The 13,654-nt window shown below is 69.8% G+C and carries 16 protein-coding genes; 11 read left to right on the forward strand and 5 right to left on the reverse strand.

The annotated features are described in order from the left end of the window. Positions 1–19 precede the first annotated feature (19 nt). The 6 genes from FE256_RS04500 to FE256_RS04525 all read left to right on the forward strand — a co-directional run bounded on the left by FE256_RS04500 (position 20) and on the right by FE256_RS04525 (position 5,340). Positions 20–2,131, forward strand: a complete 2,112-nt coding sequence (locus tag FE256_RS04500) for an APC family permease (RefSeq protein ID WP_171024198.1) — start codon at positions 20–22, stop codon at positions 2,129–2,131. Positions 2,132–2,234: 103 nt separating this feature from the next. Next, positions 2,235–3,056, forward strand: a complete 822-nt coding sequence (locus FE256_RS04505) for a MarR family winged helix-turn-helix transcriptional regulator (RefSeq protein WP_138173195.1) — start codon at positions 2,235–2,237, stop codon at positions 3,054–3,056. A gap of 81 nt (positions 3,057–3,137) precedes the next feature. Continuing rightward, positions 3,138–3,620 carry a hypothetical protein gene (locus tag FE256_RS04510; RefSeq protein ID WP_138173197.1) on the forward strand — a complete coding sequence of 161 codons (483 nt, stop codon included), beginning with the start codon at positions 3,138–3,140 and terminating at the stop codon, positions 3,618–3,620. Continuing rightward, positions 3,620–3,997 carry a hypothetical protein gene (locus FE256_RS04515; RefSeq protein ID WP_138173199.1) on the forward strand — a complete coding sequence of 126 codons (378 nt, stop codon included), beginning with the start codon at positions 3,620–3,622 and terminating at the stop codon, positions 3,995–3,997. Before FE256_RS04510 ends, FE256_RS04515 begins: the two co-directional genes overlap by 1 nt. Before the next feature lie 11 nt (positions 3,998–4,008). After that, complete coding sequence (locus FE256_RS04520) at positions 4,009–4,893, forward strand: CPBP family intramembrane glutamic endopeptidase (RefSeq protein ID WP_138173201.1); 885 nt, start codon at positions 4,009–4,011, stop codon at positions 4,891–4,893. A gap of 81 nt (positions 4,894–4,974) precedes the next feature. Continuing rightward, entirely contained in the window at positions 4,975–5,340 is a 366-nt protein-coding gene (locus FE256_RS04525; RefSeq protein WP_138173203.1) for a PLD nuclease N-terminal domain-containing protein, read from the forward strand. A 7-nt stretch (positions 5,341–5,347) separates the two neighbouring features. Here FE256_RS04525 and FE256_RS04530 read toward each other — a convergent pair whose 3' ends face one another. The 5 genes from FE256_RS04530 to FE256_RS04550 all read right to left on the reverse strand — a co-directional run bounded on the left by FE256_RS04530 (position 5,348) and on the right by FE256_RS04550 (position 7,936). After that, on the reverse strand, positions 5,348–6,109 hold the full coding sequence (locus FE256_RS04530; RefSeq protein ID WP_138173205.1) for an ABC transporter permease: 762 nt from the start codon (positions 6,107–6,109) through the stop codon (positions 5,348–5,350). Then, positions 6,106–6,894 (reverse strand): ABC transporter ATP-binding protein, encoded by a 789-nt coding sequence (locus FE256_RS04535; protein ID WP_138173207.1) that lies wholly within the window; start codon positions 6,892–6,894, stop codon positions 6,106–6,108. The genes FE256_RS04530 and FE256_RS04535 overlap by 4 nt, the downstream gene beginning before the upstream one ends. Before the next feature lie 90 nt (positions 6,895–6,984). Then, positions 6,985–7,344 (reverse strand): DUF1048 domain-containing protein, encoded by a 360-nt coding sequence (locus FE256_RS04540; protein ID WP_138173209.1) that lies wholly within the window; start codon positions 7,342–7,344, stop codon positions 6,985–6,987. Position 7,345: 1 nt separating this feature from the next. Further along, a complete protein-coding gene (locus FE256_RS04545; RefSeq protein ID WP_138173211.1) occupies positions 7,346–7,675 on the reverse strand; it encodes a PadR family transcriptional regulator in 330 nt (109 codons plus the stop codon). 3 nt (positions 7,676–7,678) lie between these two features. Beyond that, entirely contained in the window at positions 7,679–7,936 is a 258-nt protein-coding gene (locus FE256_RS04550) for a GntR family transcriptional regulator (protein WP_171024199.1), read from the reverse strand. Between the two features lie 239 nt (positions 7,937–8,175). On the opposite strand from FE256_RS04550, the gene FE256_RS04555 reads away from it, so the two are divergent. From FE256_RS04555 to FE256_RS04575, 5 genes are all read left to right on the forward strand, one after another. Continuing rightward, positions 8,176–9,252 (forward strand): sugar ABC transporter substrate-binding protein, encoded by a 1,077-nt coding sequence (locus FE256_RS04555; RefSeq protein WP_138173215.1) that lies wholly within the window; start codon positions 8,176–8,178, stop codon positions 9,250–9,252. Positions 9,253–9,289: 37 nt separating this feature from the next. Continuing rightward, positions 9,290–10,795 (forward strand): sugar ABC transporter ATP-binding protein, encoded by a 1,506-nt coding sequence (locus FE256_RS04560; RefSeq protein WP_138173217.1) that lies wholly within the window; start codon positions 9,290–9,292, stop codon positions 10,793–10,795. Positions 10,796–10,800: 5 nt separating this feature from the next. Continuing rightward, entirely contained in the window at positions 10,801–11,814 is a 1,014-nt protein-coding gene (locus FE256_RS04565; RefSeq protein WP_212743476.1) for an ABC transporter permease, read from the forward strand. A 26-nt stretch (positions 11,815–11,840) separates the two neighbouring features. Continuing rightward, positions 11,841–12,407: an SIS domain-containing protein gene (locus FE256_RS04570; protein WP_138173219.1), complete on the forward strand. Its 567-nt coding sequence runs from the start codon at positions 11,841–11,843 to the stop codon at positions 12,405–12,407. A 158-nt stretch (positions 12,408–12,565) separates the two neighbouring features. Next, positions 12,566–13,540, forward strand: coding sequence for a LacI family DNA-binding transcriptional regulator (locus FE256_RS04575; RefSeq protein WP_138173221.1), 975 nt, complete (start codon positions 12,566–12,568; stop codon positions 13,538–13,540). Positions 13,541–13,654: the final 114 nt, after the last annotated feature.

Here is a 13,654-nt window from a genome sequence, read left to right on the forward strand (position 1 = left end):
CGGGCCTCCGCGGGGCGTAATGTCGCGCGCCGTGACTGACGAAAGTCGCGAGCCCGGCGAACAGACGCCGATGGCCAAGCGCATCCTGATCGGGGAGCCGCTCACGTCGGAGAAACTCGACGAGCAGCTCCTCCCCAAGAAGATGGCACTCCCCATCTTCGCCTCCGACGCACTCTCCTCCGTGGCCTACGCGCCACAGGAGCTGTTGATGATCCTGCTGATCGGCGGAACGGCTCTGCTGACGCTCAGCCCGTGGGTCGCGGTGGCTGTCGTGGTGCTGCTGGTCGTGGTCGTGCTGAGCTACCGGCAGCTGATCAAGGCGTACCCCTCCGGGGGCGGCGACTACGAGGTCGCCAGCAAGAACCTCGGCGAGGTGCCCGGTGTCGTGGTCGCGGCGGCCCTGCTGGTCGACTACGTCCTCACGGTCGCCGTGTCGGTGGCATCCGGTGTCGACAACATCATCTCCGCGCTGCCCGGGCTGAACCCGTTCCGCGTCGAGATCGCCGTCGGATTCGTCATCCTCATCGTGATCGTCAACCTCCGCGGTGTTCGCGAGGCGTCGTCGGTCTTCGCGATCCCCACGTACCTGTTCATCGGGTCGGTCGGCCTCATGATCGTCGTCGGCCTCGGCCGCGCGCTGCTCGGCGACGTGCCCGTCGCCTCGAGCGCCGAGTACGCCGTGCAGGCCGAATCCCTCACGCAGGCTGCGCTGATCCTGCTCGTGCTGCGGGCGTTCTCGAGCGGCTGCTCGGCCCTCACCGGCGTCGAGGCCGTCTCCAACGGCGTGCCCGCCTTCCGCAAACCGAAGATCCGCAACGCCCAGACGACCCTCACGCTCATGGGCGGCATCGCCATCGTGCTGTTCGTCGGGCTCACCGCCCTGGCGCTGCTCTCCGGCGTGCACTACGCCGAGAACCCCTGCCACCTCATCGGCTTCGACTGCACGTTGCCGCAGCCGAGCCTCATGGCACAGGTGGCCGCGGCCACCTTCGGCATGGGCAGCATCCCGTTCTTCATCATCCAGGCCGCCACCGCGTGCGTGCTGCTGCTCGCGGCCAACACCGCGTTCAACGGCTTCCCGCTGCTCGGCGCCGTGCTCGCCCGCGACGGCTACGCGCCCAAGGCCCTCAACACCCGCGGCGACCGCCTGGTGTACTCCAACGGCATGGTCATCCTCGGCATCGTCGCCATCGGCGTGCTGATCGTCTACCAGGCCAACCTCACGACGCTGATCCAGCTCTACATCATCGGCGTGTTCGTGTCGTTCTCGCTCGGACAGATCGGCATGGTCCGACACTGGCGTCGAACGCTGCGCGAACTGCGACTGCTGACACCCGAAGCGGCGAAACAGGAGTCCGCGCGCTACGAGCGTCGCTCGGCGGTGCTGGGACTGTGGATCAACTCCGTCGGCGCGACCCTCACCGTCGTGGTGCTGCTCATCGTGACCGTCACGAAGTTCACGCACGGTGCGTGGCTGGTGTTCATCGCCATCCCGATCCTCGCGGTCCTGATGCTCGGAGTGAACCGTTACTACCGCGACGTCGAGCACGAGATCCGCATGGACGACACGGTGCACTTCGGGTCGTCGGGAGACGTGGCGATCATCCTCGTCAACCGGCTGCAGAAGCCGGTCATGAAGGCGATCGACTACGCCCTGGCCGCCAAGCACGACAAAACCCTCGCGGTGCACGTCGCCATCAACGACGAGGATGCCACCCGGGTCCAGCGCGACTGGGCCGAGCACGACATGCCCATCCCGCTCGTCATCATCGAGTCGCCCTACCGCACGTACACCTCGCCCGTGATCAGCTTCATCAAGAGCTACCGCGAGAAGCACGGCTCGGCGGTGGTGACGGTGTACCTGCCGCAGTTCATCGTCGGCCACTGGTGGGAGTCGATGCTCCACAACCGTCGCTCCCGGCGCCTGGCGCAGCAACTCATGCTCGTCCACGGCGTCTCGATCACCCTCGTCCCGTGGTTGCTCGATTCGTCCGAGCTCATCTACGGCCGCCGCTCGCGGCCGCTCCCCGGCCAGCAGCGCGGCGGCCAGCCCGTCGCCCAGGTGTCGGCGCACGACTCCGCGCAGAATCCGGCCCGCCGGGGACGCAAAGTCGGCGACTCCGGCGCCTGACCGCGGGGCCCGCCCGCGGGGTCCGTCCCGTCGCGGGCGTCACGGTCGGGATGCTTCGACGAAGCCCTGGTTGGATAGGGGGCGAAAAGGAGCGACCACCCCGATGGATGCCACGGCCCGGGCCCGCGCAGTTGAGCTGCTGGGCCGATTCAACGACGACATGACGCGCGTCGTCGACGCCGTCTTCGGCACCCAGTGGGCGGAGATCGAGGAGATCCTCGCGCGGGTGGTCGTGGCATCCGAGCACGTCGTGACGACGCGCCGGATCGCCGACGTGAGCGGCCTCGGGCGGCGCGCCGTCTCACGGCTGGTCCTGCGGCTGCAGACGGAGGGTCTCGTCTCCACCAGACCCTCGGATGCCGACAAACGCGCGGTCGAGGTCGTCCTCACCGATCGCGGCGAGGAACAGACCGAGCGGCTGCGCGCCGAGGTGACGACATTCCTCCGCCGAAGCGACGGGATCGCCCGCGAGATCAGCCAGGGGCTGCAGGGCGCTTCCCCGTCGCCGACGTCGGGTCCGTCGGTCGACCCCCTCGAGCTCCTCCTCCGCATCTGCGCCTCGGGAGCCGCGCTCGTGGCCTACATGCCTCCGGCCGCGACCCGCGGCGGACTCGCGGCCCGCCAGCGTGCGGCTCTGGTGATGATCGCCGGGGCGGGTGGCATCCGGCCGAACGATCTCGCCGAGCCCCTCGAGGTCTCACCGCCCGGCGTGGTGTACATCGTCGACCAGCTGTGCGCGAAGGGGTTCGTCGAACGTCGGCGCGGGGCCGTGCCCGGCGATGGGCGCGCCGTGGTGCTCGCGGCCACCGCCGCGGGCCTGCGGGCGATCGGGGCGGTGATGGACGGCATCGAGCACGAGCGCGAGCGCCTGGTCGCCCTCTTCGCCGAGGTCGCAGAGTGGGCTCCGCCCACACTCCGACCGTGAGATGACCCCCCTTGCATTGTTCAGGCATGTCCTGGAAGGCTGTTGTTCAGTGATGTCCTAAAAGGACGGAAGGGGCCAGTCATGTCCAGAGAAGAGCACGCGCGCGAGGGCGCACAGGCCGTCATCCCCGACGACCAGATCACCGACGTCGCCGTCGTCATGCCGCGGGGGTCGACGAAGTCCGGCCTCGTGGGCTCGATCATCGGCGTCAGCGCCGGGGGCAACAACCAGATGGCGTGGGGTGTCGCGGGCGGAATGCTGGCCCAGCGCGCCCACAGCGCGTCGCACGGGAGCTACCCCTCGATCGTCCTGGCCCTGTCCGAGACGAAGCTCTACGTCCTCGGCCGGCAGTCCACCGGCGTCGTGGGCGGGTGGAAGAACCTCCGCCCCGTCGCCCATATCGACCGCGCCGACCTCGAGGTCGAGCGCCGCCACAGCGGAACCGTCCGCGTGATCGAGCTCACCGACACCACGACGGGGAACACCCTCGAGTTCGAGGCGCAGACCATCGGCGGTCTCGGCCTGAACGACCTCCTGGCAGAGCTCGGAAAGGACGCGGACTGATGGCCTACAACGACCGCCCCGGCGGCGTGACCCTCGTCGCCGTCCTCGCCTGGATCACCGCCGTCCTCCAGATCGGCCTCTCGATCCTCATCCTGACCGGGGCGATCTCCCCGGCCGGTGTGTCCATCCCCTCGACGTGGGTCGCGATCGTGGTGGGCGTGATCACCCTGCTGGTCAGCTTCGGTCTCTTCGGCGCCAACCGGATCGCCCGCGTGATCGTCACGGCATCCCTCGGACTCACCATCCTCAGCGCCATCCTGCAGGCCATCGCACACCGGGACGCCAACGTCCTGGTCGGCGCGATCATCACGATCCTGCTCGCCGTCGCCGGGATCTCGCTGCTCTACACCCAGCGCGCCAACCGGTTCTTCGCGTGAGCGGGACGTCGATGCGGGACGACTCCCGCCGTCACGACGTGACGGGCACGAACGGGTGGCAGCGGTTCTGGAACCGCGGCGGCTGGTGGCGCGCGGTCCTGATGGCCGTGATCTACATCGCGTCGTACAACCTCGCCGGACTGGCGCTGCGCCCCCTCGTGGGAGGGCTGGCGGATGCCGACGACATCTTCGCCACGCCGATCTCGGCCTTCATCGCCATCGGTCTGCAACCGCTGTTCGGGAGCGTCCTGCTCCTGATCATCGCCGCGACGCTCGGCTGGCTCCCCCGCCCCCTGTTCGGACGCCAGCCGGTGCCGCGCAAGTGGTGGTTCTGGCTCGGCCCGATCTTCGTGCTCGTGCCGATCGTGTTCCACTTCTTCGGTATCGAGTACGCCCGCTACGGGGTCGCCGTCGTCATCGCGGTGCTCGTCGCCGGACTGTTCGTGGGCTTCTCCGAGGAGTTCCTCACGCGCGGAATGGTCGTCGTGATGCTCCGTCGGCACGGGTACCGCGAGTGGGCGGTCATGGCACTGTCGTCGGCGATCTTCGCCTCGCTGCACTTCTCGAACCTGTTCACCGGGCAGGGCATCTCCACCGTCGGTCCGACCGTCGTCTACACGTTCGCGTTCGGCATCTGCATGTACGCGACGCTGCGCGTGGGCGGCTCGCTGGTGTGGCCGATCGTCCTGCACACCCTCACGGATCCGACGACGATCCTCGCGTCGGGCGGAATCGACGACGGCACCCACGCGTCGGTGAACTCGGCGAACGTCGTGGCGCTCGTCGGCACCGTCGCCTACGTCGTCTGGGCGGTCGTGCTGCTGATCGTGACGCGCGGCGACGCGCAGGGCCGCGCCGACGCCGACGAGGAGCCGCGCGTCCGCGTCGCCTCCTGAGCCCCGGGCCCCGGCATCCGCCCCTCCGCGCCGGACACGCGAGCCTTGAGATGCGTCCACGCGTGGGAGAGGGTGGATGCCATGCCGCTCCTCGCCCTGCTGACCCTCGCCGTCATGGTGGTCGCGCTCATCGACGCCATCACCCGGCGCGACGACCAGGTGAAGCACCTGCCGAAGTTCGCGTGGGTCTTCTTCATCGTGCTGCTGCCGCTGATCGGGTCGATCCTGTGGTTCACGATCGGCCGCGAGTGGGAGCGGCGGGGCGAGCCGATGAGCTTCGGCGACCCGCGGCGGTGGCAGAAGGATGCCGAGCCGGCTCCGGCCCCGCGCGCCTCCGACGCACGGACGACCGAGCAGCAGATCGCCGACCTCGAGCGCGAGATGCACCTCGCCGACCTCGAGGAGCAGGTGCGCCGCCGCCGCGCCGACGGCTACGCACCCGCGTAACCCGGCCTCAGCGTCCCGACCGCCGGAACCGGGCGACCGCGACGATCCACGCGACGGCGAGGATGCCCGCGCACCACGCCAGCGCGATCCACACGCTCGCGCCGACGGACTGCTGCGCGAGCAGCGCGCGAATGGCATCCACGAGCGAGGTCACGGGTTGGTTCTCAGCGAACCAGCGCACCGGCCCCGGCATGGTGTCGGTGGGTGCGAAGGCCGAGCTCACGAACGGCAGGAAGATCAGCGGGTAGCTGAAGGCGCTGGCGCCGTCGATGGTCTTCGCCGCGAGCCCCGCCACCACCGCGACCCAGGTGAGGGCGAGCGTGTACGCCATCAGGATGCCGACGACCGCCAGCCATGCCCCGACCGAGGCTCCCGACCGGAAGCCCACGAGCAACGCCACCCCGATGACGAGCGCGAGAGACACCCCGTTCGCCAGCAGCGACGTGAGGACATGTCCCCACAGGACGCTCGCCGGCGCAACCGGCATGGAGCGGAGCCGATCGACGATGCCTCCGCGTACGTCGAGGAACACGCGATACGCGGTGTACGCGATGCCGGATGCCACGGTGATCAGCAGGATGCCGGGGAGCAGGAAGTCCACGTACGCGGTGCCGCCAGTGTCGACGGCGCCGCCCAGGACGAAGACGAACAGCAGCATGATCGCGACCGGCATGATCGCCGTGGTCACGATCGTGTCGGGGCTGCGGAGGATGTGCCGCAGGGAGCGGCCGGTGAGCACCGCGGTGTCGGACAGAGCGTGCGTGGTCATGATTCCCCCTCGTCGAGCGAGCCGGCGGAGCCGACGATGGCGAGGAAGATCTCCTCGAGGGTGGGCTGCTTCTCGACGTACTCGACGGTCGTCGGGGGGAACAACGCCCGCAGGTCGGCCAGCGTCCCCTCCGCGATGATGCGTCCGCCGTGCAGGATCGCGATGCGGTCGGCGAGGTTCTCCGCTTCGTCGAGGTACTGCGTCGTGAGCAGCACGGTGGTGCCGGATGCGGCGAGGTTGCGCACGGCATCCCACACCTCCAGACGCGCCTGCGGGTCGAGTCCGGTCGTCGGCTCGTCGAGGAAGACCACCGCGGGCCGGCCGACGAGGCTCATGGCGATGTCGAGGCGACGGCGCATGCCGCCGGAATACGTGGATGCCGCTCGGCGTGCGGCATCCGTGAGCGAGAACCGCGCGAGCAGCTCGTCCGCCGCGCCGGTGGGGTCGGGCACATGCCGCAGACGCGCGATGAGCGTGAGGTTCTCGCGACCGGTCAGGACCTCGTCGACGGCGGCGAACCGTCCGGTGAGGCTGATCGAGGCGCGCACCCGCGCCGCCTGGGCCGCGACGTCTGCTCCGTCGACGACCGCCGTCCCGGCATCGGCGCGGAGCAGCGTCGACAGGATGCGGACGACCGTGGTCTTCCCCGCGCCGTTGGAGCCGAGGAGCGCGACGATGGTGCCGCGCTCGACGTCGAGATCGACGCCGTCGAGCACGGCGACGTCGCCGTAGGACTTCCGGAGGCCCCGCACGCGGATCGCGGGGCCGGTATCGATGATGGACATGCACTTTTCCTCTCGTGGGTACCGGCCGGAGGGCGCACGAGACCATCGCCCCCGGCCAGCCGGGTCCGGAGGCGTGTGCGGATGGGGGGGTCAGCCCTGGGAGCGGGTCGCCTCGTCGATCGCGCGAGCAAGGCGCGCGCGCTCGCGTCCGATCCAGCTGCCGTCGCCGTAGTTCGCCATGAACTCCTCGGCGAAGGCCGCCGGCTCGTCGCCGGTCAGATCCCGCAGCGGCGTGCCGGCCGCCGCGGCCTGCTCGAGGAGGTCGGCGAGGTCGGTCACCATGCGGATGAGGGCGTCAGGCTCGCTCGTCGGCCCGAGGTTGAGCACGTACCGCTCGAGGGCTCGACCCGCCTGCCGATACGGCGCGGGGAGGGCGTCGAGGCGGCGCCGATACTCGCGCCACTGCTTCTTGGCGCTCAGGTCGCCGATGATCTTCTCGTACCAGGCCATGTCAGTTCCCTTCTTCGCGGAGCTGCTCGAGCCGGTCGGCGAGCAGACTCCAGGTCGTCCAGAATTCGGCGAGCTGCGCCCGCCCGGTGTCGTTGAGCGTGAAGACCTTGCGCGGCGGCCCCTTCTCGGATGCCACCTTCTCGACATCGACGAGACCGCGCTGCTCGATGCGGACGAGGATCGCGTAGACCGTGCCCTCGGCGAGGTCGGCGAAGCCCCGGTCGCGGAGGTCGACGGTGATCTCGTACCCGTACGCCGGTCGCCGCGCCAGCACGGCGAGGACGACACCCTCGAGCACCCCCTTGAGCATCTCGGTGTCTTGTCTGCCCATCCGCTACTCCTCATCGTTGACTACCGCTAGAAAGTAACACTGAGTACCGGTACTCAGCAAGAGCGGATACCGGCCGCGTGAGCACGGCGTATGCGTCCGGCGGACGGTCGCGCGCGAAAGGCCGAACTCGCGGCACAGCTCGAGTTCGCTGGGCAGGCGTTCCTCCTCGGCAATGTCGCCCTGGGCGATGCGGTCGCGCAGGATCTCGAAGAGCTGCTCGTAGTACGGAACGGGGGAGACCCGCTCGATGGTGTGCGCCACGTGATACTCCTCGTCGTCGTGCGCATCATCGCGCGTTCGTCGTACGTTTGGTTCCGACTGTACAGACGGTGCGGATACCCGACCCGCATCGTCGCGGCCCGAGGCCTCGATGGATCACTTTTGCGATTTACGGTGTACATTCTGTACGTACAACACGTACGATACGTGCAGGGCTTTGGTCCTGCATCCCGAATCGTCACCGGCCCCAGAGGCTTCTGCACTTCAGAGAGGAAGTACGCATGCGAACTTCACCCATCACCGGACTCGCGCTCCTGGGCGCGAGCGCCCTGCTCCTCGCAGGCTGCTCCGGCGCGGCATCCACCGGCTCGGGAGCCGGCGGCGGCGACCTGAGCCCGGCCGACACTCCGCTGAGCTACTCGCAGCCGCACACGGACCCGTTCCAGAACGCCGAGAACGTCGGCTCCATGGAGCGCTTCGCCGAGCTCGGCTACGCCACGATCCCGGCGACGAACGCCGACCGCGACGCCGCGCAGCAGATCACCGACATCCAGACGCTCATCAACAAGGGCGCCAAGGGCCTCGTGATCTCCGTCGGCGACGCCGACGCCATCGTCCCGGCCATCGAGTACGCCAACGACTCGAGCGTCCCGATCGTCGCGATCGACGAGGCGCCCGCCTCGGGCAAGATCGCCATGATCGTCCGCGCCGACAACGTCAAGATGGGCGAGCTCGCGTGCGAGGAGATGGGCAAGCGCGTCGCCGCGGACGCCGTCGTCATCACCCTCGACGGCGACCCGGTCACCTCCAACGGCCGTGACCGCACCAACGGATTCAACGACTGCATGAAGCAGAAGTACCCGAACGTCAAGCTCGTCAACGTCGCCACTGAGTGGGACCCCGCGAAGGCGGCAGCCGGAATCGAGACCGCGCTCAACCAGTACGGCAACGTCGCGGGCATCTACAACCAGAGCGACGCGACGTTCTTCCCGACGATCCTCGACACCCTCAAGTCCGCGGGCAAGCTCGTCGCCGCCGGTCAGCCGGGCCACATCGTCCAGGTCTCCGTCGACGCCAGCCCCATGGCCATGACCGCTATCCGGGACGGATGGCTGGATGCCGCTGTCGCGCAGCCGATGACCGACTACATCGACTACGGCGTGGACTACCTCACGCGCGCGATCAAGGGCGAGACGTTCAAGGCCGGCAACACCGACCACGGCAGCGTCATCGAGGAGCGCAATGGCAACCTCGTCGACCTGCTGCCCACCCCGGTCGTGACCAAGGACAACGTGGAGGACCCGAACCTCTGGGGCAACAAGCAGTTCGCCCTCGACGCGTTCGGCGCCACCAAGTAATCCGGCCGCACCACGACACCCCCGAGACGGAGACGTCATGACCACCCCATCGACCACCGTGCCCGCCATCCAGATCGACGGCGTCAGCAAGACCTACGGTGCGACGAAGGCGCTTCAGGACGTCTCCGTCTCGATCCTCCCCGGGCAGGTGCACGGGCTGATCGGGCGCAACGGCGCCGGCAAGTCCACGCTCCTGCGCATGATCACGGGTCTGGAGACGCCGGACACCGGAACAGTGAGCTTCTTCGGCGAGGCCGCGCCCCCGGCATCCGATCCCAAGGCCTGGCAGCAGCGCGTGGCGTGCGTCTACCAGCGCCCCTCGGTGTTCGCCAACCTCACCATCGCTGAGAACCTCTTCGCGGGACGCCTGCCCACCTCGGGGGCGCGGGTGTCGTGGAAGAAGATGCAGTCCGAGTCTGAGCGCATCCTCTCGGACTGGAACATCCGCCTCGACCCGAAGATGCTGCTCTCGGACGCCCCGATCGAGGAGCGCCAGATGCTCACGATCGCCAAGGCGCTGGAGTCCGGCACGCGCATCGTTCTGCTCGACGAGCCGACCGTGCAGCTGGAGGGCGCGGCGATCCGCCGTCTGTTCGACAAGGTGCAGGAGTTGCAGCAGTCGGGCGTGACGTTCGTGTTCGTCTCGCACTTCCTGCGCGAGGTCACGGCGATCTGCGATTCGGCGACGGTCCTGCGGGACGGAAAGCTGCTGTGGTCGCGCCTCGGCGACGACATCCGCTCCGACGACCTCGTCGAGGCACTGCTCGCCGGGCAGGAGCAGCGTCGGCACCGTGCCGAGAGCCTCGCTTCGGATCCGGATGCGGCGCCCGCCGTGGAGCTGCGGGGGGCGACGGCGAAGGATGGGGCGTTCACCGACGTCTCGCTCTCGGTGGCCCCGGGCGAACTCGTCGCCATCGGCGGTGTCGGAGGCTCGGGCAAGTACTCCGTCGGCGAAGCCATCGCGGGTCTGCGTGACGTGTCCTCGGGCGAGGTCGTCGTCGCCGGGGCCGCGATCCGTAGCGGTGACGTCAAGGCCAGCCAGCGCGCCGGGGTCGGGTTCGTCCCCGCCGACCGCCACCGCGACGGCTACGTCCCGCAGCTGAGCGTCGCCGAGAACATGACCATGGGCATCATGGACCAGCTCGCGCCGGCGGGCGTGTTCTCACCGCGCCGGCAGACCGCGCTCTCGCGCGAGCTCATCTCCGACGTCGCGCTCGTGCCGGCGGATCCGTCGCTGGCGGTGTCCGGCCTCAGCGGCGGCAACCAGCAGAAGGTGGTTCTCGCTCGGGCCCTCGCTCGCAAGCCCCGCGTCCTGGTGCTGATCTCGCCCACCGCCGGCGTCGACATCGCCGCGAAGGACGCGATCTACGGCCTCATGCTGCGCGCGCTCGCCGACGGCGTGGCCGTGATCCTCATCTCCGACGACGTGGAGGAGCTGCTCGTCAGCTCCCGCGTCCTCATCATGCGCGAGGGCCGGATGTCGGCCGAGCTCGCCGACCCTACCGAAGAAGACATCGTTCGAGCCATCGAAGGCCTGGAGTGAACATCGTGCGTACCACCGTCGTCCGAACCCCCGACCCCACGACCAACCCCGTGGTGCGCACCGTCGTGAAGAACGTGCGTGAGCTGAGCGTCCTGCCGGGCCTCATCATCGTCGCCATCGTCGGGGCCGTCGTCAGCCCCGCGTTCCTGTCGGCGGCGAACCTGACCCTGATCCTGCGGCAGTCCGCCGAGCTGGGGATCGTCGTCATCGGCCTGACCTTCATCCTCATCACCGGCAAGCTCGACATCTCGCTCGAGTCCACCGTGGGCTTGGCGCCGATGGTCGCCGCGTGGCTCATGGTCCCCGCCGCGATGGGTGGTCTCGGGTCCGAGATCGGTCCCGGCGTCGCGATCATGGTCACCCTCGCGACCGGCGTCGTCATCGGGTTGATCAACGGCTTCCTCGTCGTGAAGGTCAAGCTCGATCCGTTCATCGTCACGCTCGCGATGCTCATCCTGCTGCGCGGCATCACGCTCGGCGTCAGCCAGGGCAAGACGCTCGCGGGCCTCCCCGAGGCGTTCCGCTACGTCGGCTCGGCCCGCTGGGTGGGCATCCCCGCCGCGATCTGGATCACCGGCATCCTGTTCCTCATCGCCGGTCTCGTTCTGCGTTACACCGCGTGGGGTCGTGCGCTTTACGCCATCGGCGGCAACGCCGACGCGGCCCGCGCCGCCGGTATCCGCGTGGATGCCGTGCTCATCACGGCCTTCGTCGTGGCCAGCGCCCTCGCCGCCTTCGCCGGCATGATGCTCGCCGGTCGTCTCGCCTCCGTCACCAGTGGCATGGGCGACAACCTGATCTTCAGCGCCCTGGCGGCGGCCGTCATCGGCGGCGTGCAGCTCAACGGCGGACAGGGCCGGATCGTCGGAGCGCTCATGGGGGTCCTGTTGCTGGGTACCCTGACCAACGTGCTGACGCTCGCCGGCGTCCCCACCTTCTGGATCAACGCCGTCTACGGCGCGGTCATCCTCCTCGCGCTGCTGGTCGGCCGCTGGGGCGGCCGCACCACCGGCCGCTGACCTCACCGACACAGAAAGGACCGCCCATGTCGGAGTTCCGCGAGATCAGCTCGACCGTCGTCGAGGAGCTGGGGGAGGTGTTCCGTCGGGTTCCGCTCGACAATATCGACGCCGCCCTCGACGCGCTCGAGAAGCATCAGCGCATCTTCGTCCTCGGCATCGGCCGCGAGGGCCTGGGTTCGAAGGCGTTCGCCATGCGGTTGACGCACTTCGGCAAGACCGTGCACTGGGGCTGGGACGACACCACCCCCGCGGTCACCGCCGACGACCTGTTCATCATGCCCTCGGGCCCGGCGAACATCCCGCACCTGCACTACATCGCAGAACAGGTGAAGAAGACCGGCGCGACGCTGCTCGTGGCCACGGCCGTCCCGGACGGACCGACCGCGCAGCTCGCCGACATCGTGCTGACGGTCCCGGCGCACACGTACGGCGCCGACGACCCGACCGGCCTCGTGCCGACCATTCAGGCGATGGGGAGCCTCTTCGAGCAGTCGCTCTGGATCTTCTGGGATGTGCTCTACCTCATGCTGGTGCGCCGCACCGGCGCGAAGTTCGAAGACCTCGTGGCGCGCCACCGCAATTTCGAGTGACCCGACCCGGTCGCTGACCGCCGAGACCGCACTCCGCCGACAACCCCACTGCACGCTGCCGTGGGTTCGTCGGCCGGGTGCGGTCTCGGCGTGTCGGGCGGGGGTGGGGCGCGGGCGGCGGACGCCGGGGGCCGCGCGCGCCGCTACTGTGAGGGACCATGAGCGACGCCGGAGGACCCAAGCGCGTGGGCGTCCGCGAGGTCGCCGCCCGCGCCGGGGTCTCCACCCAGACCGTGTCGCGCGTCCTCAACGACTACCCCGGTATCCGGGATGCCACGCGCGAGCGCGTCCTCGCCGCGGTCGCCGCGCTCGACTACCGCGTGAACAACGCCGCCCGCGCGCTCGGCACCAGCCGCACACGGACCGTGGGGGTCGTGGCATCCGATGCGTCGCTGCACGGGCCGTCCGCCGGCATCGCCGCGCTCGAGCGCGCGGCGCGCGCCCGCGGCCGCTGGATCACGACGGCCTACAGCGCGTCCGACGACCCGTCCGATGTCGACGCAGCCGTGCGTCACCTGCTCGCGCAGGGCGTCGACGGCATCGTGCTCGTCGCGTCCCACGCGCAGACGCCCCTGAGCGGGTACGACGTGCCGATCGTGCCGCTGTACGGCGAGTCGGGCGATCAGCAGCGCGCCGCGGTCGCCCTCGTCGTCGGGCACCTCGCCGATCTCGGGCACCGGCGCATCGCCGAGGTGGCCGGCCCCGCGGACTGGCGGGAGGCCCGCGCCCGCTCGGCGGGGGTGGCATCCGCCGCCCGGGCGCGCGGAGTCGAAGTCGCGTGGCGCGGGGCGGGGGACTGGAGCGCGGGTTCGGGCGAGGCGCGCGCCGACGCGGTCGCCCGGGCCGTGCGCGAGGGCGTCAGTGCCGTCGCCGTCGCGAACGACCAGATGGCCCTCGGCCTCGTCTCGGGGCTGCTCGCCCGGGGATTGTCGGTGCCGGGCGACGTCTCGGTCACGGGTTTCGACGACAACCCGGATGCCGCCTTCTACACGCCCGCGCTCACGACGGTGCGCCTCGACGTCGAGGGCGAGGCCGAAGAGGCCGTCGCCTCGGTCCTGGGGGAGGCGCCGGTGCGCCCCGCGGACCCCGTGCTGGTCGTGCGCGCGTCGACCGCGCCTCCCCGCCGCGGCTGAGGGCCGGGGTGCACCGCGTCGACGCGATACGGCAGCGTCGGGGCCGCGGCATCCGTCCCCCGACCGTACGGATGCCGATGCCACGGCCGACGGGCCGGTCCCGGATGTCGGGGC

Source organism: Microbacterium sp. 5K110 (genome assembly GCF_005774735.1).
In the GTDB taxonomy this organism is placed as follows: domain Bacteria; phylum Actinomycetota; class Actinomycetes; order Actinomycetales; family Microbacteriaceae; genus Microbacterium.